The organism is Streptomyces sp. FXJ1.172 (assembly GCF_001636945.3).
In the GTDB taxonomy this organism is placed as follows: Bacteria; Actinomycetota; Actinomycetes; order Streptomycetales; family Streptomycetaceae; genus Streptomyces.
Genome location: NZ_CP119133.2, coordinates 9,234,542 through 9,260,576 on the forward strand (window position 1 = coordinate 9,234,542; position 26,035 = coordinate 9,260,576).

At 68.1% G+C, this 26,035-nt stretch carries 22 protein-coding genes and 5 pseudogenes; 16 read left to right on the plus strand and 11 right to left on the minus strand.

Annotated features, from left to right (window positions below; genetic code table 11):
• Window positions 1-33: 33 nt before the first annotated feature.
• The gene (locus A6P39_RS45725) at window positions 34-156 is read right to left on the minus strand and encodes a hypothetical protein (RefSeq protein ID WP_443053042.1); all 123 of its coding nucleotides are present in this window, start codon (window positions 154-156) and stop codon (window positions 34-36) included.
• A gap of 371 nt (window positions 157-527) precedes the next feature.
• Window positions 528-632 (minus strand): annotated as a pseudogene (locus A6P39_RS41785) (glyoxalase); the annotation flags it as partial.
• A 357-nt stretch (window positions 633-989) separates the two neighbouring features.
• Here A6P39_RS41785 and A6P39_RS41790 point away from each other — a divergent pair.
• Together A6P39_RS41790 and A6P39_RS41795 are read left to right on the plus strand one after the other, a co-directional pair.
• The gene (locus A6P39_RS41790; protein WP_275883967.1) at window positions 990-1,979 is read left to right on the plus strand and encodes a pentapeptide repeat-containing protein; all 990 of its coding nucleotides are present in this window, start codon (window positions 990-992) and stop codon (window positions 1,977-1,979) included.
• A 31-nt stretch (window positions 1,980-2,010) separates the two neighbouring features.
• Complete coding sequence (locus A6P39_RS41795) at window positions 2,011-2,232, plus strand: hypothetical protein (RefSeq protein ID WP_275883968.1); 222 nt, start codon at window positions 2,011-2,013, stop codon at window positions 2,230-2,232.
• Window positions 2,233-2,522: 290 nt separating this feature from the next.
• Here A6P39_RS41795 and A6P39_RS41800 read toward each other — a convergent pair whose 3' ends face one another.
• Window positions 2,523-3,281 carry an SDR family NAD(P)-dependent oxidoreductase gene (locus A6P39_RS41800; protein WP_067045452.1) on the minus strand — a complete coding sequence of 253 codons (759 nt, stop codon included), beginning with the start codon at window positions 3,279-3,281 and terminating at the stop codon, window positions 2,523-2,525.
• Window positions 3,271-3,687, minus strand: a complete 417-nt coding sequence (locus A6P39_RS41805) for an ester cyclase (RefSeq protein ID WP_067045450.1) — start codon at window positions 3,685-3,687, stop codon at window positions 3,271-3,273. The genes A6P39_RS41800 and A6P39_RS41805 overlap by 11 nt, the downstream gene beginning before the upstream one ends.
• A gap of 71 nt (window positions 3,688-3,758) precedes the next feature.
• Here A6P39_RS41805 and A6P39_RS41810 point away from each other — a divergent pair, with 71 nt between their 5' ends.
• The 7 genes and pseudogenes from A6P39_RS41810 to A6P39_RS41840 all read left to right on the plus strand — a co-directional run.
• Complete coding sequence (locus A6P39_RS41810) at window positions 3,759-4,643, plus strand: LysR family transcriptional regulator (RefSeq protein WP_067045727.1); 885 nt, start codon at window positions 3,759-3,761, stop codon at window positions 4,641-4,643.
• A 96-nt stretch (window positions 4,644-4,739) separates the two neighbouring features.
• Window positions 4,740-5,300: a hypothetical protein gene (locus A6P39_RS41815; RefSeq protein WP_159396034.1), complete on the plus strand. Its 561-nt coding sequence runs from the start codon at window positions 4,740-4,742 to the stop codon at window positions 5,298-5,300.
• Window positions 5,254-5,502: an HD domain-containing protein gene (locus A6P39_RS41820; protein WP_331454213.1), complete on the plus strand. Its 249-nt coding sequence runs from the start codon at window positions 5,254-5,256 to the stop codon at window positions 5,500-5,502. Before A6P39_RS41815 ends, A6P39_RS41820 begins: the two co-directional genes overlap by 47 nt.
• A complete protein-coding gene (locus A6P39_RS41825) occupies window positions 5,463-5,741 on the plus strand; it encodes a hypothetical protein (protein WP_331454191.1) in 279 nt (92 codons plus the stop codon). Before A6P39_RS41820 ends, A6P39_RS41825 begins: the two co-directional genes overlap by 40 nt.
• A gap of 434 nt (window positions 5,742-6,175) precedes the next feature.
• A complete protein-coding gene (locus tag A6P39_RS41830) occupies window positions 6,176-7,114 on the plus strand; it encodes an NADP-dependent oxidoreductase (RefSeq protein ID WP_067045444.1) in 939 nt (312 codons plus the stop codon).
• A 125-nt stretch (window positions 7,115-7,239) separates the two neighbouring features.
• A complete protein-coding gene (locus A6P39_RS41835) occupies window positions 7,240-7,593 on the plus strand; it encodes a cupin domain-containing protein (RefSeq protein ID WP_234378879.1) in 354 nt (117 codons plus the stop codon).
• A gap of 527 nt (window positions 7,594-8,120) precedes the next feature.
• Window positions 8,121-8,393: pseudogene (locus A6P39_RS41840) on the plus strand (IS701 family transposase); the annotation flags it as partial.
• A gap of 24 nt (window positions 8,394-8,417) precedes the next feature.
• On the opposite strand, the gene A6P39_RS41845 reads toward A6P39_RS41840, so the two are convergent.
• Window positions 8,418-8,897, minus strand: a complete 480-nt coding sequence (locus A6P39_RS41845) for a DUF6884 domain-containing protein (RefSeq protein WP_331454214.1) — start codon at window positions 8,895-8,897, stop codon at window positions 8,418-8,420.
• Window positions 8,898-9,525: 628 nt separating this feature from the next.
• Here A6P39_RS41845 and A6P39_RS41850 point away from each other — a divergent pair.
• From A6P39_RS41850 to A6P39_RS41860, 3 genes and pseudogenes are all read left to right on the plus strand, one after another.
• Window positions 9,526-9,996, plus strand: coding sequence for an isochorismatase family protein (locus A6P39_RS41850; RefSeq protein ID WP_234378878.1), 471 nt, complete (start codon window positions 9,526-9,528; stop codon window positions 9,994-9,996).
• Window positions 9,997-10,309: 313 nt separating this feature from the next.
• Window positions 10,310-11,483 (plus strand): annotated as a pseudogene (locus A6P39_RS41855) (aldehyde dehydrogenase family protein); the annotation flags it as partial.
• Between the two features lie 246 nt (window positions 11,484-11,729).
• Window positions 11,730-12,347, plus strand: a complete 618-nt coding sequence (locus A6P39_RS41860) for a hypothetical protein (protein ID WP_159396053.1) — start codon at window positions 11,730-11,732, stop codon at window positions 12,345-12,347.
• Window positions 12,348-12,399: 52 nt separating this feature from the next.
• Here A6P39_RS41860 and A6P39_RS41865 read toward each other — a convergent pair whose 3' ends face one another.
• The 4 genes from A6P39_RS41865 to A6P39_RS41880 form a co-directional block, all read right to left on the minus strand.
• Window positions 12,400-13,350: a TniQ family protein gene (locus A6P39_RS41865; protein ID WP_079133385.1), complete on the minus strand. Its 951-nt coding sequence runs from the start codon at window positions 13,348-13,350 to the stop codon at window positions 12,400-12,402.
• Window positions 13,347-14,321: an ATP-binding protein gene (locus A6P39_RS41870; protein WP_067045799.1), complete on the minus strand. Its 975-nt coding sequence runs from the start codon at window positions 14,319-14,321 to the stop codon at window positions 13,347-13,349. The genes A6P39_RS41865 and A6P39_RS41870 overlap by 4 nt, the downstream gene beginning before the upstream one ends.
• Before the next feature lie 116 nt (window positions 14,322-14,437).
• Window positions 14,438-16,561 (minus strand): Mu transposase C-terminal domain-containing protein, encoded by a 2,124-nt coding sequence (locus A6P39_RS41875; protein ID WP_275883995.1) that lies wholly within the window; start codon window positions 16,559-16,561, stop codon window positions 14,438-14,440.
• A gap of 38 nt (window positions 16,562-16,599) precedes the next feature.
• Window positions 16,600-17,331 (minus strand): TnsA-like heteromeric transposase endonuclease subunit, encoded by a 732-nt coding sequence (locus A6P39_RS41880; protein WP_275883996.1) that lies wholly within the window; start codon window positions 17,329-17,331, stop codon window positions 16,600-16,602.
• Window positions 17,332-17,595: 264 nt separating this feature from the next.
• On the opposite strand from A6P39_RS41880, the pseudogene A6P39_RS41885 reads away from it, so the two are divergent.
• From A6P39_RS41885 to A6P39_RS41900, 4 genes and pseudogenes are all read left to right on the plus strand, one after another.
• Window positions 17,596-18,291, plus strand: a pseudogene (locus A6P39_RS41885) (AAA family ATPase); the annotation flags it as partial.
• Window positions 18,292-18,760: 469 nt separating this feature from the next.
• Window positions 18,761-18,994, plus strand: a complete 234-nt coding sequence (locus A6P39_RS41890; RefSeq protein ID WP_275883997.1) for a 3'-5' exonuclease — start codon at window positions 18,761-18,763, stop codon at window positions 18,992-18,994.
• Window positions 18,991-19,674, plus strand: a complete 684-nt coding sequence (locus A6P39_RS41895; protein ID WP_067045791.1) for a DarT ssDNA thymidine ADP-ribosyltransferase family protein — start codon at window positions 18,991-18,993, stop codon at window positions 19,672-19,674. Before A6P39_RS41890 ends, A6P39_RS41895 begins: the two co-directional genes overlap by 4 nt.
• 17 nt (window positions 19,675-19,691) lie before the next feature.
• Window positions 19,692-21,356, plus strand: coding sequence for an ADP-ribosylglycohydrolase family protein (locus tag A6P39_RS41900; RefSeq protein WP_234378907.1), 1,665 nt, complete (start codon window positions 19,692-19,694; stop codon window positions 21,354-21,356).
• A 33-nt stretch (window positions 21,357-21,389) separates the two neighbouring features.
• On the opposite strand, the gene A6P39_RS41905 is transcribed toward A6P39_RS41900, so the two are convergent.
• Both A6P39_RS41905 and A6P39_RS41910 read right to left on the minus strand, forming a co-directional pair.
• Window positions 21,390-24,614 (minus strand): helicase associated domain-containing protein, encoded by a 3,225-nt coding sequence (locus A6P39_RS41905; protein ID WP_159396052.1) that lies wholly within the window; start codon window positions 24,612-24,614, stop codon window positions 21,390-21,392.
• A gap of 175 nt (window positions 24,615-24,789) precedes the next feature.
• A pseudogene (locus A6P39_RS41910) lies at window positions 24,790-26,035 on the minus strand (helicase associated domain-containing protein); the annotation flags it as partial.

Here is a 26,035-nt window from a genome sequence, read left to right on the forward strand (position 1 = left end):
ACCCTTGGTGAAGTCGACGCCCAGGTCGATGAGCTAGGCCTCCAGCAGCCAGCGGGCCTTCGGACCCAGCCCGACGGCGTTCTCTTCTTCGTTGGTGAACGCGGTGACCCGGTAGCAGGCGAAGGGCGATACACCGTGGATTCTGGTCGCCAGCATCGCGGCCGGTGCATGGCAGACGATGGCGAGTGGTCTCAACTTCCCTTGCTCGTAAGCCGCTTCGAGCAGAGGGTTTCCAGAAGCAGGAGTCACGCCGACGGCGGGCGGCGACTCATCGACCGCCGGGCTCCGGAGCGAGCGACCCGCGCCCCTTCGAGCCATCCGAGCCGGCGGAGAGTCGCCTGGTCCGCTCTCCCCCGAGGAGGCGTGCGTACCAGAGCGGCCAGTTCAGATCATCGTGCCCGGTCTCCTCCTTGTACCGCTCGTGTGCCTGTTCCGCAGGTACGCGGGCCCGGACCAGCTCGTTCGCCGAAGCGTGTCACGGACATCGGTTTCTCTCCCGTCAGATGCCGGCCAGGGGCAAGGCGGCATTACCGGCCTGGAAGCCGCTCGGTGATTTCCTGCAGCATCCAGCCGTTGCCGTCCGGGTCCGTGAACGAGGCGAACGACGCGTAACTGCGCCGCTCGGGATCCGGACGGCGTGAGCGCCGTGGACTCCGGCGGGCGGCGGACTGCCGCAGGAGTCTCGACCGGCTCGCCCGAACGGCGACCGCGCGCGTCGGGCCAGCACGATCGGTCGGCATCACCGCCAACCGATCAAGCACCGCCTGCATAGAGCCTCAGCCAACTTGAAGTCGCAGGTCAAAGCGCTGGTGTGACCGGCTCTCGGGGTGCTCGTGCTGGTCGTGGGCGGAAGTCCGCGGAGTAGATCGTCTGACAGAGGCTTCGTGCGGTGGAATGGGCCCATGGCCAATCGCCCTCTCGCAAGGACCGGATCGCGCTTCGTTCACCTGATACGTCGTCACCAGAGATCTGCCGGGGTGACAGCGGGGGTGGCTGTCGTTGTCGTGGGTATCGTTGTGGTTCTGGGGCCACTGTCATGGTGGGTGGCTGGTGACACGGTCGGAGATCTTCACGGTAAGGACCGGGCCGACGCGCTGAACGCCGTGCGCCAGACCCTTCTGGCCGGGTTTGCTGGAGCTTCCGTACTGCTCGGGCTGGCGTACACCGCTCGCACCTACCAGCTCTCCAGGCGTGGGCAGGTGACCGAACGGTTCAGCAGGGCTGTCGGACAGCTGGCCTCCGACAAGCTCGCAGAACGGCTCGGCGGTGTCTACGGCCTGGAGCACGTCATGGCGGAGTCCCCCCAGGAACACACCACCGTGGTGGGCGTCCTGTCAGCCTTCATCCGCGAGAACGCCAGGAGGACCGAATCTCCTTCGCTGCAGACCGGTTCGGACGAAGACAGGCTGCCGCGGCCAGTACCGGCGTGGGGGACAGAGCCATCTGCCGACATCAGGGCGGCCGTAGAGGTTCTCGCCCGCCGCCCACAACGGGATGAAGCACGCCGGATCGACCTTCGATCTGCGCAGCTCGTCGGACTGTCGCTCCGCAGCTTCGACTTTCACGCTCCGCCCCGCCTTTCCCGGGCGCTGCTGACATGGGCGGACCTCTGCCGTGCCGATCTGCGAGGTGCCGACCTCAGTGGCGTCATCCTCACCGGCGCCGACCTGCGTCACGCACGGCTCGCGAGAGCATGCCTCGACCAGGCGCTCATGGCTGACGCCGATCTGCGGGGCGCCCAGCTCAGCGACGCCACGCTTCTGGGTGCTGACCTCAGCGGAGCAGATCTCAGGGACACCACCGGCCTTACCGCGTGGCAGTTGGCGGGATCCGTGATCAATGAGGAGACCCAGCTGCCTCCCGGGCTCGCGAGCGATCCATGGGTTGCAGCTCGTCTCGCTGCGTGTCGTACGTGGCGAGACCAGCCACAGCGAGATTCCTTCGTCCCACCGCCGCCGACGGCGGCGCCTGGCGGATAACCGATCTTCAGCGGGTGACTTCGAGGTTCGTGTGCCTCCCCTCGGCGTCGACGTTTTCAACGGCTCCCCACAAGGACTGGTCCTGGGTGAGGCCGAGTTCGCCACCGACGAGGAGGCACAGTCCTTCATTCCCCCGCCGGAGTGCGTGGCAGTGGTGACCAACGACATCCGCTTCACTGGAGGGTGCCTTGTCGAAGCCTCCCGCAAAGTCATGCTCGGGTGGCTGACCGAGTACGGACTCCACCCAAAGTGACCTCCAGAAACGTCGCACTCTCCATCCACGACCCGGCGGGGCCAACTATTGCTCCTCAGCAGGGCCAACTACCGATCCTCGGAACCCCCGAACCCGGAAGGATCAAGGCCGGCTGGGCCATCTATCGTGAGCGACCGCCCGGGGGCCGGATGGGGCGGCAGCCCCCGGGTGGCGTCCCGCCTTCGGAGCGGTACGTGACCTCGTCGAAGCCCGGTTCGTGCTCGGCGGCGAGTGCCGTACAGGCGAGCGTGGCGAGTCGGGCAAAGGGTCGGTGATCGCGCCCAGCACGATCAGGCTCCCGTGCGTGTCACGCCGCCGTCGACGTGCAGGATCTGGCCGGTGATGAAGTCGGCGTCGTCCGAGACCAGGAAGCCGAGCGCGTTGCCGAGATCCGCCGGCACGGACCGGCGCCTGATGGTCTGCATGGCCGTCACGCGGGCGAAGACCTCGTCGGCGGACGGGCCGCTCGTCCTGACGCGGCCCAGGAAACCCTCCGTCGCCACCAGGCCGGGCGCGATCGCGTTCACGGTGATGCCGCTGCCACCGAGTTCGTTGGCGAGCGCCCGGGTCAGCGCGTGTACGGTGCCCTTGCTGGTCAGGTATGCCAGGTCGCGGTTCTGCGTCACGGTGATGCCCGAGCCGGTGTTGACAATGCGCCCCCACCCGGCGGCCCGCATCCCCGGCGCGAACGCCTGGGCGAAGAGCAGGGTCGCCTCGACGTTGACCGCCTGCACCTTGCGCCACAGCTCGATCGTCACGTGGTCGAGGTCGGTGAAAGGGAAGATGCCGGCATTGTTGACGAGGATGTCGCAGCGCCCGTACCGGTCGAGGACCGTCTCGGCCACGGCGTCGACCTGCGAGGGCTTGCTGATGTCGCACGCCAGCCCCAGCTTGTCGCCCCTGCCCGTCAGCTTCGCCACGGCGTCCGCCGGATCGTCGATGTCGACAGCGACGACATGGGCGCCGTCCGCGGCGAGCCGCCGGCAGTATGCGTACCCGATGCCCCGGGCCGCCCCGGTCACCACCGCCGTCTTTCCGTCAAGCCCCACGGCTGAACTCCAGACCGATCTGGGTGGCGATCGCGAAGTAGTCCTCCAGGTGCCACGTTCGTACGATGCGGCCGTCGACCACCCGGTGGAAGTCGGCCGCCCGGAACTCGACCTCCCGGCCGGTGCCCTCGACGCCGAGGAGTTCCCCGGTGTGCCTCGCACGGCTGACCGTCCGCACCGCGACCGTGTCTCCGTCGGCGACGACGTCCTCTATCTCGATGGTCAGGTCGCTGAAGACACCGCGCAGGTGAGCGATGCTCGCCTTCCATCCTTCCGGTCCGCTCCCGGCGCGCAACGGCGGGACGGCGTCCCAATCGGCAGCGAGTGCCTCGTCGACCAGCGCGGTGTCACCGGTGGCGAGGGCCTCGTAGAAGTGCCGGACAGCGATCTCATTGTCGGTTGGCATGGATCTCACGCTAGGGACGCGCACCCCTGGTGATCAAAGACCTGTTCCGCACCACGTCATACGATCCAGGCATGACGGATCTCGACCTACGGTTGGTGCGCTACTTCGCCGCCGTCGCGTCCCACCTGCATTACGGCCGGGCCGCGGCCGAGTTGCACATCGCGCAGCCGTCTCTGAGCCGGCAGATCAGCCAGCTCGAGGCTCAGGTGGGGGCGCGGCTGTTCGACCGTACGCGACAGGGCACGCGGCTCACGGAAGCCGGGGAGTCCTTCCTCCCTCACGCACGGGCCTTGCTGCGCATCTCCGGGCAGGCCACGGCTGCCGCCCGGGCCGCCGCGCAGCCCACCCGGATCACCGTCGGCTACACCGCGGGCCTGATCGTCACCCCGGCGGTACGGAACGTGCGGCACCGACACCCCGACGCCGACGTACGCACGCTGCACCTGGAGTGGTACGAGCCGCGCGAGGCACTCCTCGACCGGCGGGTCGACGCGGTGATCACCCGCCTGCCGCTGCGAACCGACGGCCTGCACGTGACGATCCTGCACGACGAGCCGAAGATGCTGCTCATGCCGGTCGGACACCGGCTGGCGGGGTACGAATCGGTGACGCTCGCCGACATCGAGGCGGAGCCGATCCCCCGCTTCCCGGACCGGGAGTGGGACGCGTACTGGCGCATCGACCCGCGGCCGGGAGGCCGCCCCGCCCCTGACGGACCCCCGGTCGAGACCATCGAGGACAAGCTCGAAAGCATCGCCGCGGGGCAGGCCGTGGCCATCATCCCTGCCGCCCTGCACACAGGCGGCCTCCGGCCCGACCTCACCGCCATCCCGCTGCACGGCGTGGAGCCGGGCCAGGTCGTCGTGGCAACCCGGGCCGCGGACCGCAGCCGACTGGTGGCCGCGTTCCGCACGGCGGCCCGTGACTGCCTCAACGGTTCTGTCGAACGCTGTTGATCCCAGGTCCGTTGACGCTCACCTGCCCCAGACGCTGGGCTTCGGGTCGGGAACGAGCTGCGGGCTGGAGGACGTCGGCTCCGCTGGGAGGGGCGCGTGCCGGTGTGCCGGAGGCGACACCGTGCGCCGCGGTGTCGTACACGGGACGACTGGAAGACCATCCTGCTGCACATCCAGGCGCAGCCCGTCCGCCATCCCGACAACGGCCGTGTCGCCGTCACCTACATCAAAGAAGAAGGCGGCCTGCCCACCCCGGAACGCGATCACGTGCAACGCCAGCGGCAGATTACGTTCCGAGAGACACGGCAGTGGATGGCCAACGCACGGTATGCCCTCATACGCCGCGGCACGGCCGCGCCCCGGTTCGTGCTGAACGACAAGGGCTCTATCCCCATGCACGACACCCTGCTCGATCTCAAGGGCGTGCTCTCCCCGCTCTCAGGCGAGATTGCCGTGCTGATGGTGGTGGGCGTCGCGCAGCCGACCGACGACTACGAGGCCGGCCCGCTCACCGAGCGCATCCTCAACGTCAAATGCATGGAGCTCGTGAACCGAGCCGTCTGGCCGGCGCGTTTTCGTCTTCGGCGTCATTCACGTTCGCAGACTCGGCCTGGAGCCCGACCCGGAACTTCTCTACCTGTCCGCCATGTTTCATGACACCGGCCTCTTGACGCCGTTTTCCGACGTGGAGCAGCGCTTCGAGGTCGATGGAGCCGACCACGCACGTAAGTTCATGCTCGACCGCGGTTTCTCCACCGCGGCCGCCGACGTGGTGTGGACGGCGATCGCACTACACACGACCCCGGAATTCCCGGGCGGATGGGCCCGGAGATCGCCATCACGAATTTCGGGGTCCTGACCGACGTGATCGGCTTGGGCCTGGACGAACTGGATCGCGGCCGGGTGGACGAGATCATCGCCGTTCATCCGCGGGGAGACTTCAAGAACGAATTTTTGCAGGCCTACGTCGATGGACTCAAGCACCGCCCGGAGACCACGAACGGAACCGTGAATTCGGATGTGCTGGAGCACTACCTTCCCGGATTCCGTCGCACGACCACGGTCGAGCGCATCCTCGGCGCCGCCTGGCCGACCTGATCCACCCGGACGCCGTCTACGTCACCGACGGCGGCGGCAAGGCCGCCGCGGCACGCAAGCTCATCCACGGAGGCGAGCGCGTCGCCGAGATCATGGTGCGTACGGCGCGACAGTGGCACCCGGACCGCACGGCTTCGCCGAGGTCGGCGGCGAGCTCGCCCTCGTGTTCCACCGGGAAGGCCGGGTCTAGCCCGTCGACACGGTCCAGATCAGGGGCATCCGTCCCGACGAATTGCCGCGCGTCCGAACACACCCGCGGGGGCCCCTCGTCTCCCTGATCAGAACGCACAACGGGCGGCGAAGGAACACGCGAGTACAGGTGAGATCGATCGTGCAGAACGGCATACATCCACCTGCAGCCGCTGTGCGCCCATGTGAGCCCTGCGCGCGAGCGCAGGGCGCTCGGGCCGCCTCTCCCTCCAGTAAGGACCTGTATGCAAGCCATCACTGTGCGGGACCGTGACGCCGGTCTTGCCGGGATGTCCCTGACGGACATGCCGTACCCACATGCAGCCGAGAACGACGTCATCGTGCGCGTGCACGCCGCCGGCTTCACCCCGGGCGAGCTGGACTGGCCCGCCACATGGACCGATCGCGCTGGCCGCGACCGGACTCCGAGCGTCCCCGGGCACGAGTTCTCCGGTGTCGTCGTGGAGCTGGGGTACGGCACCACCGGCCTGAGCGTCGGACAGCGGGTCTTCGGTCTGGCCGACTGGGCCCGTGACGGCACGCTCGCCGAGTACACAGCGGTGGAGGCCCGCAACCTCGCCCCGCTGCCGGCGGACATCGACCACACGGTGGCCGCCGCGCTGCCGATCTCCGGGCTGACCGCCTGGCAGGGCCTGTTCGACCACGGCCGCCTCACCACAGGCCAGACTGTCCTGATCCACGGCGCCGCGGGCGGCGTCGGCTCGATCGCGGTCCAGCTCGCCCGCGAGGCCGGCGCCCGCGTCATCGGCACCGGCCGCGCCTCAGGCAGGGACAGGGCACTCGCACTCGGCGTCGACGCGTTCATCGACCTGCAGACTGACAAGCTGGAGGGCGTCGACGACGTCGACGTCGTGTTCGACGTGATCGGCGGCGACATCCTCGACCGCTCGGCCGCACTCGTCCGGGCCGGTGGCACGCTGGTCAGCATCGTCGTACCGCCCACGGTCCAGCCCAAGGACGGGCGTGCAATCTTCTTCGTCGTCGAACCCGACCGCGCCCGGCTCGCCGATCTCGCCACGCGGCTGAGGGACGGCCGCCTCAAGCCGCTCGTCGGCGCTGTGCGGCCGCTTACCGAAGCACCCTCCGCCTTCGCCCCCGGCGAGCGCCCCCCGGGCAAGATGATCATCCGCGTTACGGAAGACCGAACAGGAGACCGATCATGATGGGAATGCGGATCGCCGGTGGCTTGCTGGCCGTCGCCGCGCTGACTGCGGCCACGGCTTGTTCGACCTCGGACCAGCCCGCTCACGCCAAGGCGACGACCGTGGCCGCGGCATCGCCTGCGGCCATGTCATCGACACGCCCCACTGAAACCCTCAAGCCGGTGCTCCAGCAGACCCTGCCGAAGGTGAAGGGCAAGACGTTCACCTCGGCGATCGTCGACTTCCCGCCCGACGCACGCGCGTTGCCGCACCGGCACGGCCAGGCCTTCGTCTACGCCTACGTCCTCGAAGGCACCCTGCGCAGCCAGCTCGAGGGCAAGCCCGTGCGTACCTACCACCAGGGCGACAACTGGGTCGAGCCGCCAGGTGCCCACCACGTCCTCACCCAGAACACCAGCCCGACGACACGGGCCAAGCTCCTGGTCGTCTTCGTCTCCAACACCGGAGACAAACTCAAGGTCGACGACCCGGCGTCGTAGCCCGGCGGGCCCGCAGCGGGCGGCACCGCGGCGCGCAGCACCCGCCTACTTCTCCGAGACCGACCGTGCCGCTCTCCGCCGCGGACGGCTTCGAGCAGATCAATGCCACCATCAAGGCCCGCAAGGAGGACGCCCGCACTGCCGACACCCTGCTACGAACCACCAGAATCCACATCCGGTTTCGGCATGCCTCAACAATTGCACCGCCGACCACACCAACCCCGTCGGCGCTGTCTGCCTTGAGAACGCGATCGTCCCGGAAGGCCACACGGGCCCCCTCGATGAGCGCTGCCGGCCCGACCGATGCGCCAACAGCATGATCGGCCCCGAGCACCTGCCGATCTACGACTCCCACCAGCGCACTCAGCTCGAGTTCATCAACAACCCCGCCATTTCGGCCTGCCCATCCCTGGTCCCGGCTACTGCGGTCCCTCACGTCCATCGCATGCCGATGGTGGACAGCTGTGAGCCTCTGCCGTCCGCCGCCCGGTCCGGCCGGACCACCGTCCCAGGCGGCACCCCAAGACCTGGCTGGACTGGACGAGCACCAACTCCGCCGCTTCACCTCACGGTCTCGCTGGGTCACCCTGGCCATGCTCGCCCACGCCTTCCTCGCCGTCGTCCGCGCCGACGAACACACCCGCAATCCCACACCGGACGGGCTGATCCCGCTCACCTGCAACGAGATCCAGCGACTGTTCATCGACCTCATCGCCCAACGCGTCCACGACACAGCCCACCGGCTCAACTGGCCCCACCGGCGATGCCGCCACCAGGCCAGATCCCAGGCCAGCCACTACCCGGCCACCGCACGAAGCGTCATGTCAGAGGTATTCCCGTTCCTCGCGCAATGCTGCAAGCCGGGCCATTTGCTCATCCATGCCGCGTGCTCCGGCCAACGGCGTGTGGACGTGCGGCCACACGGAGCGCACGAGGCTGATGTGTCGTGCACCGCCGAGGGCCACCACCGGGTCAAGGCCCACGATGTCACGCATGGTTGCCTGTTCCAGAAGGACCTGGCTCGTCACCGCGTCGGCTGCGCCATGAGGTGTGTCGTACGGCTCGATGACGTCGTCGAGGTCGAGGAGCCCGTGGCGTGCGGAGAGAATGAGCAGCAGGTCAGGTTGCAGTGCGTCGGCCGCCTTGCGGCATGCCCGGTGGTAGGAGCCTACGTACATGTCTGCGGAGCGCGCGGGCGAGCCCAGTTTGCGGCTGCCGCACGGGAAGGCGCGCGGGTTCCAGGAATCCTGGGCATCTGACCGGGGGAACCCGTATGCGAGCCCTCGAATCATAAGGTCTCGCATACGGGTTGGCGGCGGATCAACCGTCACCGGTGCGTCCAGGCGAACGGGACAAGCCCGGGTGATGCTTGGCAGCGACAAGCTTGCGGCGGCAGAGAACTCCCCCACGCCATCCTGACCGCGCTCGCCGCCCGGGCGCCCCGCGATGCAAGGGGGCGGAAGAAACCGGATCAGTCCTCGCTCCGGTAACCGTGGCAGAGATCGGGCGCCTGCTGGACACCCTCCTGCCGCATCCCCGTCCCCACCACGACGGACATCTCCACGCCCAAAAATGGTCCCCCGGCGCAGGCGCCACCAAGCCAAAGCCCGCCGCCGCTGCCACTACCGGAGAAGAAACAGCTCAGGACCAGGAGTCTGACTGGAGCACCAGATCTCGTATCCCCCCTCCCCACGGCCGTTGACGCCTCCGGATGGCTGCAGCGACCGAGGTGGCTCACCGATGCAGAAGGTCCCGCGATGGGGCAAAGTGGACGGAGAGCCGGATATCTGGGACAGCGCCTCCTCGGGGCACGCGCTCCAATGTGCACGTGGAAAAACCACTAGTCACCGACTGGAATCCGCTCCGGAAGGGCACCCGCTGCATCAATGCCCATCAGACCAGTGGCCTGTTAATCGCATGAGGAGCGGGCAAGTGGAATTCAATAAGACCGACACGGCGCTTGTGTTCATTGATCCACAGAACGACGTGCTGAGCGAGGACGGAGCGAACTGGGACGCGGTGGGGGCGAGCGTCACAGAAAACAGGACCGTCGAGAATATGGAGAGAATCTTCGAGGTAGCGAAGGCGGCCGGATTCGAGGTCTTCATCTCGCCCCATTACTTCTACCCGACCGACAACGGTTGGAGAATGAACGGTCCGCTGGAGACAAACGAACTGGAGACACACACCTTCGCACGGGCGGGACAGCTCGATCTGGCGGGATTCTGGAACTCCGGGGCAGACTGGCTGGAGCGCTTCAAACCCTATATCGAGGACGGCAGAACGGTGGTCGCAAGCCCGCACAAGGTATTCGGGCCGGAAACCAACGACCTGACTATAATTGCGCAAGCGAAAAATTCAAGGAATTATTCTTGGTGGGATGTTGGCGAACATGTGCGTTGAGTCCCATATGCGCCACCTCATCGAAATATCGTAGAGTTCGCCGGTCGAGCCGTTGATGCCGCGGGCGTAGCCGTCATAGTCGTGGGCGTGCTCTTGGCGAGCGTCCTCGCTGTTATCAGGATCAGTCGCCGGCAGGCGGATGTGTGTTTTCGGTCGAGGGAGGGGCGATCGCACTCAACGCTACCTTCGGGCATGCGCGTGCATGCGATCGCTGCACCACGTACAAGTCGTCCGTCACCTCGGCGGTCCTACGGTGTAGCGGTTGGCGGATGAACGTCAGCGCCCCTTCAGACGTAAAGGGCCATGACCGGACATGATTTCCACCCGCGCTTTCTGGCTCGCCGGCCGTCCTGCCAGCGGTGAGACGACCTTGGCTGTTACCTCCCCCTGGACCGGTCAGCTCATCGGAGAGGTCAGTGTGCCCACCGATGAGCAGGTGGAGGAGGCGGTGGCGGCGGCGTATGCCGTTCGCGATGAGTTCGCGGCTACTCCCGCATATGTTCGTGCCGCCGCGCTCGCCCACGTGAGTAAGCGCCTTATGGAGCGCAGCGAGGAGATCGCGCAGCTCATCTCCGCGGAGAACGGAAAGCCGATCAAGTGGGCTCGCGTAGAGGTCGGCCGTGCGGTGTCCGTGTTCCGGTTCGCCGCGGAGGAAGCTCGCCGCTTCAATAGCGGTGAGGCTCAGCGGCTCGACACTGACGCCGGCGGCCAGGGCCGACTGGCGCTCACCCGCCGCTTCCCGAAGGGCGTTGTGCTGGGGATCACGCCGTTCAACTTTCCGCTGAACCAGTGTGCCCACAAAGTCGCCCCGGCTATCGCGGCCGGCGCCCCGATCATCCTGAAGCCGGCGCCCGATACTCCGCTGTCGGGTCTGATAATCGGTGACCTCCTTGCCGAGACCGAACTGCCGGCCGGTTCATGGAGCATCCTGCCGGTCGCCAATGACCGGATGCCGGGGCTGGTGCAGGACGAGCGCCTGCCCGTTGTCTCGTTCACCGGCTCCGAGAGGGTCGGGTACGCCATCATGGACTCCGTTCCCAGAAAGCACTGCACGTTGGAGCTCGGCGGGAACGGTGCTGCCGTGGTGTTGGCCGACTTTACGAGCGACGAGGATCTTGACCGGGCCGCCGCGCGCATCGCTACGTTCTCCAACTACCAGGGCGGACAGTCCTGTATCTCTGTGCAGCGTGTGATAGCTGACGCCGCGGTGTACGAACCGGCTGTTGCCGCGTATCGTCGCAGCCGTCAAATCTCAGGTCACCGGGGACCCTTCGAATGACAGAACTCATGTGGGTCCGCTTGTCAGTGAGGCCGCAGCGTGCCGCGTCGAGTCATGGGTCGACGAAGCCGTCGGTTCCGGGGCCACGCTGTATACGGGCGGCAAGCGGGAGGGCGCCTCGTACGCGCCTACGGTCCTCGCGGATGTTCCGGCAGATACGACCTTGGCCTGCGAGGAGGTCTTCGGGCCAGTTCTGACGGTACTCAAGGTGTGACGGAGCCCTGATTTTCAGGGGCTTGGTCGTTTGGGACTGGTGCCCCGTCTTTGGGGGTGGGACTGGGGACGGTTGGAGCGGCTGCGTTCGGGCGTGATGGGCGTGGCCTGGTTGCGTGTTCGGTTTGCTTGTTCGGGTGGTTGGGCTGCGGTCCTGTAGTTGGGTGGGAATGATCTCGGTTTTCCTGGAGGCGTACTGGTGCGTCCAATGGCAACTGCGCCATCTGGGCTACAGTCCCGCATGGGCATTGCAGACACATCCATCGCGGCCGCTTCAGCCGCGTTCAGCGGACTCGCTGCATTCGGCGCTTGGAAGGCTTCACGTCAGGCGAACGGCACCGCGGCATCTGTCGCTCAGATCGAACGGGACCGCTGGCACAACGCGCTGACTCCACAGCTTCGGCTGAAACTTGAGCAGTCAGATGGGCTGCTCTACGTCCGCTTCGATGGTCCGGCCCAGCTGGGCCGACTGAGCATACGACTCATCATTCGCGACGACTTCGACCGTACTGGGGTACCCGGACTCGCTGGCGGTCCGACGCCGGACGAGATCGCACAGGTCGTCTGGGGCCCCTACCGGTTCCGGCCCGGAGTCGACGGCGCCGACCAACTCGGTCGGACCGTCACGCCGTTCCCGCTGGAAGCAGGTGACCGTACTCGGCTCGCACTTGACCCTTCCGTAAAGCCGGCCTGGTACGAAGGCACTGATGGTGAGCAACGCTGGCGGCGGCAGTACCAGAACGCGACGATCAGGCTGTGGGCCGACTGCGAAGTCGAAGGGCACAAGCCTTGGCGGCTCAGCTTCGGTGTCACTCAGGATGGCCGGTGGGCGCAGACCGGCCGCACCGTCGGCAGCTGAGGCCGTACGAGGCGAGTCAATCCCGCGGCTGCCTGGGCGGTGATGCTGCTGGTCAGTGGCGTGTGTGGGTGAGGAAGACGCGGAGTGGGTCGTTCGCGTTGGGGGTCAGGCGGGCGAGGCCGAGCCGGCAGGCGATGAGGCTGAGGGCGTCGTCGCGATGTGGCCGGTTCGGCAGGGTGGCGAGTGCGCGGGCGAGGGCAACGGTTTCCGGATAGATCACCAGGTCGCGGGTCAGGAGTGCGGGGGAGGCGCTGCCTGTGGTGGTCAGGTGGGGGTTGGTCGCACAGAGCTGGTTGAGGCGGGGGTGCCAGCGGTGGGTGAAGTGTTGCTGGTGGTCGTACCAGCGGGTGGTGATGGCGCGTGCTGTGGTCCAGGCGGTGGCGGCGCGGGGGTGCCGTAGCAGGTGCTGGTGGGTGTGGTGCGCGGCGGCGAGTTCGGGCACGCCTTGGGTGTGGACGGTGGTGGTGAGTCGTGGGTCGGAGGCGGCTTGGTGGTGGCGTGGGCACATCAGCCGGTGCGGCGGCCGATGAACCCAGGCGGTGTCGGTGGTGCCGTGACTGCGGTGGCGGATGCACAGAGTGCAGGCGCGGACGGGCTGCTGCCCGGCCTCCATCCGCTTCCAGGTCGCGGCCGCCTGGGTGTCGTGGGCGTTGCCCAGCAGGGCGAGGTGGGGTAGGGCGCGCCTGAGGTGGGGCAGCGGGATGCGGGCCAGGGCGGCGAGATGCCGGGCCGCGGTGTGATTGAGGTGGAGTTCGGCTGCCGGCAGGGCGCCGTGACCGTGGAGGGTGACGCCGACGCCGTCGAGGAGCTGGGGAGGCGTCAGCTGATAGGCGCTGGCAAGCCGTTGCACGTATGAGGCGGTCGCTTCGCCGGTCAGCGGCCGTACGTGGAGCACGCCCGGCGCGGCTGACGGGATCTGCAGCCATGTCCCTGCGGTGACGACACTGCGCTGCGCGGGGACGGCTGCGGCCGTATCCCGGGCCGTGACGTCTGTCCGGGTCATGGGGTGCTGGTACTGCGGTTTCGGGGTCGGTAGTGCTGTTCGGCGAGGTGGTCGAGGCGGACTGCTTCGAGGGTGGTTTTGGTGATGCGTTCGGTGCCGTCGATGAGGGCGGTGATGGCGGCCTGGCGGATGAGGCGGGCGAGGCTGCCGATGCGGCCGGCGGTTCGTTCATGGAGGTAGGGGGCCTGCTGGGGGAGGGTTCCGGGCCGGTGGTGGCGCAGGTCGAGTGCGCTCTCCATCGCTTTGACGAGGTCGCGGAAGGGCTCGCTGTCGCCGAGGCGGGCGGGGAAGGCGGCGCAGTCGATGAGGGAGGCGCGTCCGGCGAGCTGCGCGCCGCGTACTCCGGTGAACAGGGGTGTGGCGGTGACGTCGATGCCGGCGTAGACGAAGGTGGCGCCGATGCGTTCGGTGAGGTCTTTGAGCAGGTCCGCGGTCTGGGCGCCGGTGGTGGTGCGGGGGTTGAGCCGGTGGACCTCGTCGATCATCACCAGTTGCACCCGGGCGGCGGTGTAGGTGTGGCAGACGGCGTTGGTGATCTGAGCCTGGGACATGCCGGCGGCGACGGGGATGCCGAGGTAGCGGGCGAACTCGGTGGCCAGTGTCTTGGCGCTGGCGGCGGGCGGGACCAGGACGTAGGCGACGGGCACCTGCCCGGCTGCTGCCGTGGGGCCGTGGCGGCGGGTGTGGGCGAGGTGGCAGGCGCGTCCGACCTGGAGCAGCGCGGTGGTTTTCCCCGCGCCGGCGGGGCCGGTGACGATCAGGGACGGCCGTGCGGTGACCGTCTGGTGGCGGCCGAGGATCATCAGGGTACGCACGTTTTTGGCGAGGGTGTCGATGGCCGGGGTGCGCACGGTGACGAACCGCGAGTGGTAGGCGAGGCGTTCGGCGAGGCTGCGGGGCGGCGCGCCGGGCGGGGGAGGGGCTGCCACGGGGGTGGTGGCGAAGGCTTGGAAACCGTCCCAGGTGGTCACCGACTGCTGTTGCGCCTCAGCGGCGTCGCCGTCGGTGCTTGCCGCGGCACCGGGAGGCCGGTCCACTGCCGACGGGGACCTGCCCGCCGGCGCCTTGCCCGTGCCCGGTGAGGTGTTCACCATTGCTCGGCCTCCGCTTCGGCGTCCCACAGCCCGTATCCGCCTGCCTCGGCCGCCAGCACGCCCGCGCCTTCCGGATCGCTCGTGTCCGTCTCGGCCGCCGCATCAACGGTGATGAGGTCGTCAAGGCTCTCGCTCCACTCCGGGGCCGGGGCCGGTGCGGTCTCCGTGTTGAGGAGGCGCCGCTGGCCTGGCAGATCGGGCAGCTGTGCTGCCGTACTTGCGGAGCGGGGGGTTCTGCGGCGGCGGGTGTTGTGCTCGGTCCCGGCGGGGTGGCGGGTGCGGCGCAGGAGCTGGTCGAGCGCGTCGGCGAGGTCGGCTTCGTGCGTCTCGCGGTCCCCGCGTTGTTCGACCTCGGTCTGGATATGGCGCCAGAGGGCGTCGTTGAAGGGCTGGTGGACGTGGTCGCGGTGGATCCAGCCGATCTCGTGGAGCTTTCCGTCGGTGAGACGGACCCAGATCTGACGCGCGTCGTGGGGGTTGTGGTGGACCTCCCACTTGCCGTCTTTGCTGGCGACACCGGAGCGCTGGCCGCGGTGTGGGTCGAGGACTTCGTGGTTGTAGGTGCGGTAGTCGAGGCGGATGCCGCGTTCGGTGATGGGCTGCCAGCGCACCGGCAGCAGCTCGAGGTAGTCGGCCCCGGTCAGCGGGACGGGCACGTAGCCGCTGATGGTGATCAGAGCGGCCCACGTCTGGTTCGGTGTGAGGGCGGTTTTGGGAAGGACGGGGTGGCGCAGTCCGTCGTGGGGCCGGTTCTGCCAGCCGCAGGTGATCCATTCGTCGAGGAAGTCCTGCAGCTGCGGGATCGTCCACCGCGCCTCGGCCGCCGTCGCCAAGCCGCGGCGCTGGGGGTTGGAGCCGGTGTGGCTTACGACGTGCTGGCAGAACAGGTCGTTGATCGCGCCGAAGGTCCGCTCCACCACAGCCTTGGCCTGCGGTCGCCTCGGAGGGGCGGGCTGCACGCTCACCCCGAGCGTCTCGCAGGCGGCGACGAAGCCCTGCGAGAGGTAGATCTTGCCGCGGTCGACGACGATCGTCTCGGGCACGACCACCGGGCGGGCGGCCGCGCCCTCCAGCCGCTCGTCCAGCGACAGCATCCGCTCGTAGGGCACCTCGGCCCGCGACAGTTGCAGCGCCTTGGGCCAGGCGGGCCGGGCGGGATGGGGGACGGCCATTTCCGCCAGCAGCAAGGCTGCGTCGACAGCTTTGGTGCTGTTCGGGCGCAGGACGGCGGCCAGGATGGAGCGGGTGGCGACGTCGACGGCGATGGTCAGCTCCGGCCGCCCCAGGCTGCCGTCCTCCAAGACGGCCATGATGTCCAGGCGGGTGGTGTCGATCTGCACCTGTTCCCCGGGCCGCAGCACCACTGGCGCCGACGAGGCGCGGGCGGGTGCGGTGGCGGTGCGCGCGGGACGTCCCGGACGCTCGGCCGGGTCGGCCAGCACACTCACCAGCCGGTAGAACGACGACCGCGACGGCATCTCCACCACCCCGCGCCCGTGCGTGTCCTCCAGGATCTGCCCGACCAGCACCTGCAGTCCCTTTACCGTCCCCTTCGACCGGCCTCGCTGACGCCGTAGCGCCTCCAGCACCGCGGCCACGACCCGCTCGTCGGCATACCCCGTCGGATGACGGCCGCGTGTCGGCACCGTGCGCTTGTCGACCAGCCCCCACAAGCCCTGCTTGCGGTAGGCGTGCCGCATCCGCTCGACCGTCGTGCGGGTCACCCGGGTGAAGCCGAGCGCGGTCAGCTCCTTCGCCTTGGCTGCATCCCGCTGCGCCAGGGTCCACTGCTCCGGGTCGTACTCCGGCCGCATCGCCTGTCCCTCGCGGCTGCCCTCAGGGTGCGGCCACCCGGTCTCGACCTCCCGGATGTGGGGCAGCCACGCCAGCGCCCGCTGCTGGGCCGCCAGCGGAACGGTCTCGAACAGCCCCCACTGCGGTACCGTGTCCGGCGCCTGCGCGCCCACCACTTCGAAGCCCGGATCGGCGAACAACCGCCCCAACAGCAAGGCTTCTTCAGTGCCGTCTTCCTGCAACAGGTAGACCCGCTGGCCCTGCAACGCAGCGACCTGCCAGGTCTGCCCCCGGTAGACGACGTGCGCGCCGACCTCCACCATCGGCCGCCGGCTCTTACCGTGTGTGCCGCCCACTGGGCTCAACCTCTCTCCGGATCGCCGCCGACGTTGCTCAGCCGCCTTTCGACGCCCTCACCACGTTCTGCGTCAGCGCAGATCAGCGCCCGCTCGTGCAGCGGCTCATCGAGCCGCGTCGCAAGGCGCCCGGACCACAGCGCGTGATAGACGGCCGGCAATACCTGCAGCGGATCACCCACCGATGCCGCCCCGTCGGCTAGCGGCCGGGGTGCGGCGAACGCATCGGCCAGCGCGGCCCTGAGCCGGGGCGGGCCCTGATAACGGGGGTGGCGGTAGCCGGCCAGCCACCGCAGATTCGCCGCCAGCACCGCTGGAGGTGGCTCGAGGCGCCGATATGACCAGCCCACGCGGGCGCACGCCGCCTCCAGGACCATCCGCACCCGCTGCGCCCTGTCCCGCTTGGCCGGGCTGGAGGGGCAGTCGGCGAGCAGGCCGGTGCCGTCGGCGTACCGGGCGAACAACTGAGGCACCCACGAGCGCACCCGCCCGTCGGGATCCCGCCACAGCAGCCGTACCGGACGCGCGGACAGGCCGGTCACATCCGGGTCCCGGTCCAGGACCATCAACTGGGTACGCATCGCTGTTGAACCGTGAACGACGTGCCGTCCGGTGGTCGCCGACCACCACCAGCCCGGCCCCCACCGGCGGCCCGGCACGACCGGAAACGCGGACACCGGCCCCAGGTCCTCGAACCGTACCGATGCCGCCGACTGGTCCCACGGCAGCTGCGTCATGTGTCCGGTAGCGGTGGCGAACGCCGCCTCGACGCCTGCCCCGTTCCACCCGTTGACACCCTGCTGCTCCACGCCGGACAGCCAAGTGCCTGCCTTCTCTGAGGGAGGGGCACCTCATCATCCATCACCCGAATGGGTGATGGATGTGTCACTATCTGCAAACTTGCGACGGACTGCTTGTCCGATCTTCAACCCGGCTGGTGCCAGTCACTCCTAACATGGCCTCAGGTTCGGGGGAGCGAGTCTTGGGGAGGGACCGCGAGGATGAAGGTTCTCAGGCCGACGCAGCCGACGAGTGAGCAGCTCACGGTGATCAACAATCACAAGCCGGGGGTGTTCGTCGTCCGGGGTGCCGCCGGCAGCGGCAAGACCACCACTGCCCTCTACCGGCTGAAGTTCACCGTCCGGTACTGGCAGCGGCGCCGCCGTGACGGCTTCATCGACGGCCCGGTCCGCGTCCTGGTCCTCACCTACAACAAGACTCTGCGCGGATACATCGAGGAACTCACCGAGGAGCAGATCAAAGGCAACGACGTCGAGCTGACGATCTCCACCTTTGCCAAGTGGGCCACCGACCGCGTGCCCTACGAGCGGATCCTCCGCGAGCACGAGCGCAACGGAAAGCTGGACGCCCTGGCCGCGGCCCTGCCCCTGTCCGACGACTTCGTACGCTCCGAAGTGGACTATGTCCTAGGCCGCTTCATGTCGGACAGCCTGCATGAGTACATCGAGTGCGAGCGACAGGGCCGCGGCCGCTCCCCGCGCATGCCTCCGCCGCGCCGCTTACTGCTGGATGAGGTGATCCTTCCTTTCCAGGAGTGGAAGAAGCCGCAGCAGGCCTGGGACTGGTCCGACCTGGCCAACGCGATGGCTGCCAAGCGCGCCGACGACCCCTACCACGTGGTCGTCGTCGACGAGGCCCAGGACTTCTCCGCCAACCAGGTCCGGGCCGTCCTCAACCACGTCACCGACGAGCACACTCTCACCTTCGTCCTCGATGCCGCCCAGCGTATCTACCCCCAGCGCTTCACCTGGGCCGAAGTCGGCCTGAGCGTGGGCCCGCACAACAGCAAGCTGCTGTCGAAGAACTTCCGTAACACCCGCCAGATCGCAGCCTTCGCCGCCCCTCTGCTGCGCGACGTGGAAACCACGGACGACGCTGCGATCCCTGATCTCTCCTCGTGTGAGGAGGATGGCGACAAGCCCCTGCTCGTCCAGGGCACCTTCACCCAGCAGATGGACCACCTCGTGCAGTTCCTCAACGAGAACTCGGCCCGAAAACGACGAGTCCGTTGCCATCCTCCACGCCAAGGGCGGCGGATGGTTCGACTACGTCAAGACGCGCCTGAACGCGGCCGGACTGGCCTGGGTCGAACTCACCCGCAACGGGGAATGGCCCACCGGCCCGGTGAATGTCGCGCTGTCTACCATGCACTCCGCCAAGGGGCTGGAGTTCGACCACGTGATCATCGTCGGACTCAACAGCGAGGTTATGCCGCACGCCACCGAGCCCGGCGACAGCGAACGAGACGCCCATCTGCGCCTGCTGGCCATGTCCGCCGGACGCGCCCGCAAGACGCTCACCATCACCTACAAGCCCTCCGAGGCCAGCGACCTCATCGCCTGCATGGACCCGGACACCTACGAGGTGAAGGCCGTATGACCACCACGGAGCCCAGCCCGTCCATATCGGACGGCGAAAGACCCGCTGAGGGGATCGGCGCGCTCATTCAGGAACGGAAGATCACCGAGGTGGTGCACTTCACCACGAACCGAGGTCTCCTCGGCATCCTCGTGCAGCGGCTTTGCAAGGCCCGGGCGCTCCTGGCCCAAGACCAGTACCTGGAGAGCATTTACCACCAGAACACCAAGATCCGCAGAGAAGCGCCGCAGTACTGGTCCTACGTGAACCTCAGCATTAGTGAGCCCAACCACCGCTTCCTTCGCATCAGCAGCGACGACTGGTGGGCAGACGAAGACCTGTTCTGGGCTGTCCTCAGCTTCGACCCAGTGATCATGACGCACCCCGGCGTCCTGTTCGCCCCAGGCAACATGGGATACGACGGCATCACCCCCGTCGAAGGGCTGCCCGGGGCCGAAGCCCTCTTCGCCGACCGCGTCCCCAAGGGCTTCAACAAGACGATGCCGCGCTGGAACCGAGCGCCCCACCTCCCGACGAATCCCCAGGCAGAGGTGCTCTACCCGCAGGCCGTTTCCACCCGCCACCTGCAGCGCATCTACGTCCTCACGCACGAGGACGCAGCGAAGGCTGAGGCCATTGTCAGTGTCAGCGAACATGATGAGGTCGACATCATCGTCGACCCGGTCACGTTCGGCAGGTAAGGACTACGGTGAGCGCCATGCAATGGGAGGCAGTACGCGCCTCGGCCCAGTGGGCTGCGTACGGAGACGCACTCGGCTTCATCACCGAACTGACCGACGCCGATGGCGTACGTCGCCGCATCGGACGGGATGACGTCACCACCACCGTCCCCTGGAAAAGGCGCGTGGGAGGACGCTACGGACGCGACATGCCGCTTCCCGCAGGCGCGTACTCCGACGACACCCAGCTGCGCCTGGCAACTTCACGCGCCATCCGCGGAGACGGGGAATTCGACGCCGAGGCCTTCGCGAAGATTGAAGTCGTTGCTTGGCAGGCTTACGCCCTCGGCGCCGGCCGTGGGACCAAAGCGGCAGCCACCGGCTTGATGAGAGTCGAAGCCAAGTGGTCCCAGAACATTTTCGCCACCAAAGCCGCCCGCTACGTCGACATTGGCGGCAACGGGGCCGCTATGCGCATCCAGCCTCACGTCTGGTCCGCACGGGACCTCACCAACTGGGACAACATCACCCGCGACGTCGTACGGAACGCCGTCAGCACCCACGGTCACCCCCGAGGCATCCTCGGCGCGGTTCTGCACGCCGTCCTGCTGGCCCACGCCCTCGACAGCAACGAACTCCCTGGTCCCAAGCAGTGGCGCCCCGCAATCGACTGGCTCGAGCAAGTACCGGACGTTATCGCGAAGGACGACGAACTCGCGTATCTGTGGCTGCCCACATGGAGTGATGCGGCAGGCATCGACTTCCGCTCAGCCGCGATCACCGTCGCCAACGAATGCCGCGCAGCGCTCGAAGTCTTCGAACCCAAATCTCGCCTGACCGCCGAGACCTATGCGGCCCTGGTGGAGCGGTGGGGCGGCTTCAACGACGCGACTCGCGGATCAGGCACAGTCACCACCTTGCTTGCCGCGGTTCTCGCACATGCCTACGCCGACTCACCAGAAGCGGGTCTGCTCCTCGCCGCTAACACTCTTGGCTCCGACACCGACACCATCGCCACCATGGCTGGCGCACTCCTAGGCGCCGTCACGGCGGGCCCGCCACCTGGCACCGTGCAAGATGCCAAGGCCATCGACTCCGAGGCGCGCCGCATGTGGGACATTTCCCAAGGGCGTGAAGCCGCAACGTTCGCCTACCCAGATCTGCTCCGCTGGAGCCCTCCCAAGGCCACGCTCGACCTTGTAGGCCACACGCCGATGGGGCCGGCGCTAGCCGGTCTAGGGCCCCTTACACCTAAGGACACGCCGACGGCGAGCAACCAGGCCACATACGTGTGGGGCACCTTGTCATTCGGCCAGAGCATCCTGGTCCGCGCCAGGCCTGATCTCAGGCCGCTGGATGAGAACCTGCTCCCAGGAGATGTGAGACAACCGCGGAGCCGGCCTGCTGGGGATGCTCCGAGAGAACAGCAACTCCTCTTCGAAGCTCCATTGCAAGCTGCTGCACCAGCTGAGCAAAGGCCTGTCCTTGCCGGAACAGCGCCAGGGGCTGTGAGTGAGCGTGCCCATAGGCACGCACCGCCGCCTGTTGAGGAGGTCGTTCAAGAGCTGGCAAGAAACGGGTTCACTCCCGAAGAGGTAGGCCGTGCATTGCTTCAACAGATCCGAGGCGGCCGATACAGCGTCGAGCGGGCTGCTGCGTTTGCCGGGCTCCTTGCCCGTGCCTACCACCAGAACGATCAGTAGCAGTCCGGCCCAGCGAGCTGTCCAAGACACCTATCAGCCGAGAGGGTCTTGCCGCTCCAAGTGGAACGAGAGCGCGTGTAGGCCGATGGCTGTCAGCAGCCCTTGTTGGTGGGGGTGGAGCTGTGCCCACAGGCTGGTCTGTTTGCGGGCCCAGCGGTGAAGTTCGGGCGGGATGGGTCGCCCGGCGGCGTGGGTGGTGCGGCACTGGTGGTACTTGCGTTGCCAGGTGAAGGGCCAGGGTGGGTTCCACCATGGGTCGAGGATGGGCAGTTCTTGCAGGGTGTGGGCGGACAGCTGGCCTGAGCGGGCTTTGCGGCGTTGCTGCACGAGCCAGCGTCCCAGGGGAAAACCGTCCTGGTGGGTGTGGATGGATACCGCGAGATGCCCGTGCAAAGTGGCGTAGGCGCGGGCGTGGGGCAGGCCCTCACCCGTCGGGTAGCGGCGCGCAGTTGTGCGGGCCTGCGTGGGTATGGCGGCAGGCCCGGTGGTGCCGAGGTGGGCGAGGAGTTGCTGCTGGGCGGGGTGGAGGCTGTCCCATAGCTGTGCTTGTGTCCTGATCCAGCGGCGTTCGGTGCTGGTCAGGGTGCTGCCGTCGGTGGCGGTGCGGGCCCGGTGGTAGGCGCGTTGCCAGGCGAGGGGCCAGGGCGGGTTCCAGTGGGGGTCAAGGGCGTTGAGCGCGGTGATCTGGGAGGGCTCGATGCGCCCGTCGGCGGCGCGTTGGCGCTGGCGCAGGAGCCAGCTTCCTAGGGGGTGGCCGTTGTGGCGGGTGCGGTCGGTCACGGCCAGGTTCCCGTGTTCGGCCGCGTAGCTGCGGGCATGGGCCAGCCCGACCTCCCCTGGGGTGGGAGTGATGAGGGACGCGGTGACGGTGCGGGCGGTGGCGGCGGTGATCCCGATGTCGGCGAGGAGGTTCTGCTGTTCGGGGTGCAGGACATCGTGCCGGGCGCACTGCCGGCGCAACCACACCATTAGCGGATCTTCATCCTCGTCCCGGTCGCCGGGCGGGGCGTGCTGGCCGGGCAGGAGCAGCCTGCCCTCCTGCCATAGCGTGCGGGCCTGCTGGTAGTGGCGCTGCCACGGGAAGTGCCAGGGCGGATTCCACCAGGGGTCCAGCTCAGTCAGGTGCAGCCCGGGCGGCCACGCGGTTCCCGTCGCCCGCAGGTGGCGGCGTTCCTTGCTGCGCTGTGCTACCAGCCAGCGGCCCAGCGGATAATCCTCATGCACATAGTCGAAGGGCAGCGCCAGGTGCCCGCGTGCCGCGGCGAAGGACCGGGCGCTGGCCAAGCCGGCCGAGCCACCCAGCCGTGCTGCGGCTTGGCTGGCGGCCTTGGCCTCCTCTGCCGTCATGGGGACTTTGCCGGCTTCTTCAGCCGTGATGCCGATACCGGCCAGCAGGCACTGCTGATCACGCTGCAGACTCCCGTACACGGCGCACTGGTGCGACAACCACAGTGCGAGCTCCGCTTCGAGGCCCGGAAAGCCACGCTGCGCATCCAGTGCGTGTCCGTCCTGCACCAGCCGACGGACCTGCGCCAAGGATCTCTGCCATGACAGCGGCCAGGGCGGGTTCCACCATGGGTCCACGGCAGCAAGCGCGCGGGAGCGCTCGGTGGGCCTTGCAGCCCGGTGCGCCTTACTGCGCTGGGCCACCAGCCAGCACCCAAGCGGATACCCCTCGTGCACCGCCCCCTTGCCGGAGACCGCCAGGTGGCCATGCTCGGTGGCATAGGCCCGGGCATGCTCCAATCCTGTCTCGAAACGCGCCCGCATGCTGGCCCGCCGCGGCCGAGCGGTACGGGCTGCTTCGGCTGTGATGCCGATGTCCGCCAGCAGACGCTGCTGCTCGGGGTGGAGAGCGTCGTAGTGGGTGCACTGCAGATACAGCCACTCACCGTTCAGCACGGCGGTCCCGGCAAACCCTGCGGCCGCATCCGGCGGACCGTCCACGGCGGCGTGATCGCGCGCCCGGTAGTACGAGCGCTGCCACTGCACCGACCAGGGGACGTTCCACCAAGGGTCCAAGGCCATCAGCGCCCGGACACGATCCGGCGACAGAGCCCAGGCCCTGGTCTGCACATTGTGCAGCCATTCCCCAAAACGGAAGGACCCCACCATGGTGTCCTTCTGAACAGCAAGGTTCCCGTGTTCGCGCAGGTACTGGCCCGCATGCGCCAGGCCGACCGTGAAGGACTCATCCGACTGGCGGTTAAGTCCCCGCCGTCTTTTGCCCTCCGCCTTCTGCCCGTCGGCCCTGACGGACATCCGCGCGGCGAGCTCGTCAACCAGCGGGCGCAAACGGTGTGCCGGAGCGACCGCCCACATCGCTTGCTCTCCGTGCCCGGTGCGACGCGGCGGCCGCACGCACTGATACGCCCACGCGAACAAAGGCCCCGACACCTCGCTCGCCAGCTGCTCCCTGTACCAGGGGCGCCCCACGCAGCGCGCAACCGCCGAGAGCAGCACCGGCAGATCAGCCAGCCGGTACGGAGCATGTCCCCGGGCGTCGGCGATCAGCCGCTGCCGGAACCCGTCATCGGCCAGCAGCGTGGCGAGCGCGACCGTCTCCGGGTACGTCACCAGCTCCCGCGCCAGGACCCGCCACACCTCCGGATCGATCCGTCCACTGCCAAGGCTCCGTAGCCGAGAGGGCCACACATGTTCCAACGGCCACGCCTGCCACCACCACGAGGCAGTCACCGCTGCAGCCACCTCGAACGCCTCCACGGCCACCGAGGAATGGCGCAGCAACCTCGCATGACGACGGTGGGCCTGCACCCACTGCTCGCCCCCGGCCGGCAACCTCACCACCCGGCCGGCCGTGCCCGGCACCTGCATCAGCCACCGACGGTGCAACGCGCATACCCGCTGCTGCGGCTCCAGGTACAAGCGCGCGCCCTCGGCGCGCCCGGCTGATCGCGCCGCGCACTCAAGACACGCCGGCCCCCAGGGCACAACCTTCTCCGCAGTGTGATGAAACTGTGCTGCTGGACCTGCGGCGAACCGCTTTCGAGGCTCCTCCTGTGCCCAGGCAGGCAGCGCCCACCGCAGATGACGCTCCGGAACTCGGCACAGCTGGGACACCCGATCCCGAGCCTGCTGGTTCAGATACACCTCACTGTCCAGCCGCGTCTGACCGGTGATGTTCGACAGCCCGCCTACCTCAGCGATTGCCGCCAGCAGATCCCTGAGCCTTACGCCATAGCGTGCAGCCACCCGGCTCAGAAACGACTGCGTCATCTCACCCTGCAGCGGTGCCACCCGCCACACCCCACCTGCCAGGGGCATCGCCCCCGCCCCTAACGGCGCCAACTTCCGATTCCCCGCTCGTACCCTGCCTGGTCTGTTGATCTGCAACTCCCATAACCGTCAATCGGCCTCACCCGTTATGGGCCACCAGCCACCGCTCGGCGGAAAAGCTGCAAACCCCGGGCTCCTACGCCCACTCCATGCCTAGCTCCCGGAGCGCGTCCAGTTGCTCCTGGGCGAGATTGCCTCGCCTCGCACGGGTGTTCGAGACCCATACGCCCAGCTTGACGACCACCGGCTCCGCCTCGCCGTGGACGGCGATCTCCTCACTGTGGCCCCTTGGTACTGGCCGCTGGCCTTCCCGTTCCACCCACTGCGCGAGGGCTGTCAGGCCGCGCTGGAACGCCTGCTGCGCCTTGGCTGCGCGCTTGGCCGTCGGGGCGGGAGACGGCGCCTCAGCGGGCTTGATGCCCAGCTTGGACAGCCGTTCCTGTTGCTCGGTCGAAAGCTGCGCCCAGGTGGTCGGCTGCTTCTGCCGCTGGAGCCACTTGCCGAGGTCGTCGCTGTCCATGAGCACGCCTGGGGCGATGTCGGGCAGCACCCCGTCGGGTTCGTCGGCGGCGAGGTCGGCGAGTACACGGTAGTGGCGTTGCCAGTCCAGTGGCCAGGGGCAGTTCCAGTCCGGGTCGATCTCGGCGAGCTGCGCGGCCCGCCTCGTCGCACGCTCCGGGTCCTTGCCGAGGCCGCCTTTCCGGCGCAGGTTGGCCATGTGCTGACCCACCGGCACCATCGCCTCGCCCTCACCCCAGACCGCGTCCTGGCGCGGAGCGAGGTGTCCGGTGGCCCGCCGGTAGGAGCGCAGCGCGGCGAGCTTGGCCTCCCAGGCTTCTTCGCCCGGTTCCCAGACCATCCCGGCTTCTGGTGCGTCCAGCAGCTCCTTGCGGTGGGGATCGAGCTCCCCGGCTCGGAGTGCCTTCCGCTGTTGGTGGACCCATCTTCCAAGTGGAAAGGATTTCGTTGCCCCGACTTCGACCTCAACGTCGTAGGGAACGGCGTAAAGGCCGGTGATTTCGTTCTCGGCCCGCCAGCGGACAAGCGCCTGGTAGCCCTGCAGCCAGACCAGGGACTCGGGCCGGTAGACCCGGGTGCGGAGGAAGGCTGCGATCGTGCCCGGGTCCCGGGGAGAGGAGAAGTGGAGCAGGGCGGACTCGGCGGCGGCCTGGGTGTCGTCGTGCTCCTGGTCCTCGCCGTCCCCTTCGCCGTCGGCCCCGACGATCCGCCCGTCCTCGTCACGCCTCAGATGCGCCTTGCGCTTCCCGCTGGTGAGGGCACGGGAGGCGAAACTGTTCCGAGAGGTGTTCATCATGACTGCGCAGGCCTTGGAGGACGGCTACAGCGAGGGGGCGGAAGGAGGCGGAGGGCGATCGCGTCGG

Excerpts from the sequence above, each read along its gene's own strand:
- A6P39_RS45725 (WP_443053042.1), bottom strand. The coding sequence starts at position 156 with ATGCTGGCGACCAGAATCCACGGTGTATCGCCCTTCGCCTGCTACCGG.
- A6P39_RS41805 (WP_067045450.1), bottom strand. The coding sequence starts at position 3,687 with ATGCCAACCGACAATGAGATCGCTGTCCGGCACTTCTACGAGGCCCTC.
- A6P39_RS41810 (WP_067045727.1), top strand. The coding sequence starts at position 3,759 with ATGACGGATCTCGACCTACGGTTGGTGCGCTACTTCGCCGCCGTCGCG.
- A6P39_RS41825 (WP_331454191.1), top strand. The coding sequence starts at position 5,463 with ATGGGCCCGGAGATCGCCATCACGAATTTCGGGGTCCTGACCGACGTG.
- A6P39_RS41830 (WP_067045444.1), top strand. The coding sequence starts at position 6,176 with ATGCAAGCCATCACTGTGCGGGACCGTGACGCCGGTCTTGCCGGGATG.
- A6P39_RS41835 (WP_234378879.1), top strand. The coding sequence starts at position 7,240 with ATGTCATCGACACGCCCCACTGAAACCCTCAAGCCGGTGCTCCAGCAG.
- A6P39_RS41845 (WP_331454214.1), bottom strand. The coding sequence starts at position 8,897 with ATGCGAGACCTTATGATTCGAGGGCTCGCATACGGGTTCCCCCGGTCA.
- A6P39_RS41860 (WP_159396053.1), top strand. The coding sequence starts at position 11,730 with ATGGGCATTGCAGACACATCCATCGCGGCCGCTTCAGCCGCGTTCAGC.
- A6P39_RS41865 (WP_079133385.1), bottom strand. The coding sequence starts at position 13,350 with ATGACCCGGACAGACGTCACGGCCCGGGATACGGCCGCAGCCGTCCCC.
- A6P39_RS41875 (WP_275883995.1), bottom strand. The coding sequence starts at position 16,561 with ATGGTGGAGGTCGGCGCGCACGTCGTCTACCGGGGGCAGACCTGGCAG.
- A6P39_RS41880 (WP_275883996.1), bottom strand. The coding sequence starts at position 17,331 with ATGACGCAGCTGCCGTGGGACCAGTCGGCGGCATCGGTACGGTTCGAG.
- A6P39_RS41890 (WP_275883997.1), top strand. The coding sequence starts at position 18,761 with ATGCACTCCGCCAAGGGGCTGGAGTTCGACCACGTGATCATCGTCGGA.
- A6P39_RS41895 (WP_067045791.1), top strand. The coding sequence starts at position 18,991 with ATGACCACCACGGAGCCCAGCCCGTCCATATCGGACGGCGAAAGACCC.
- A6P39_RS41900 (WP_234378907.1), top strand. The coding sequence starts at position 19,692 with ATGCAATGGGAGGCAGTACGCGCCTCGGCCCAGTGGGCTGCGTACGGA.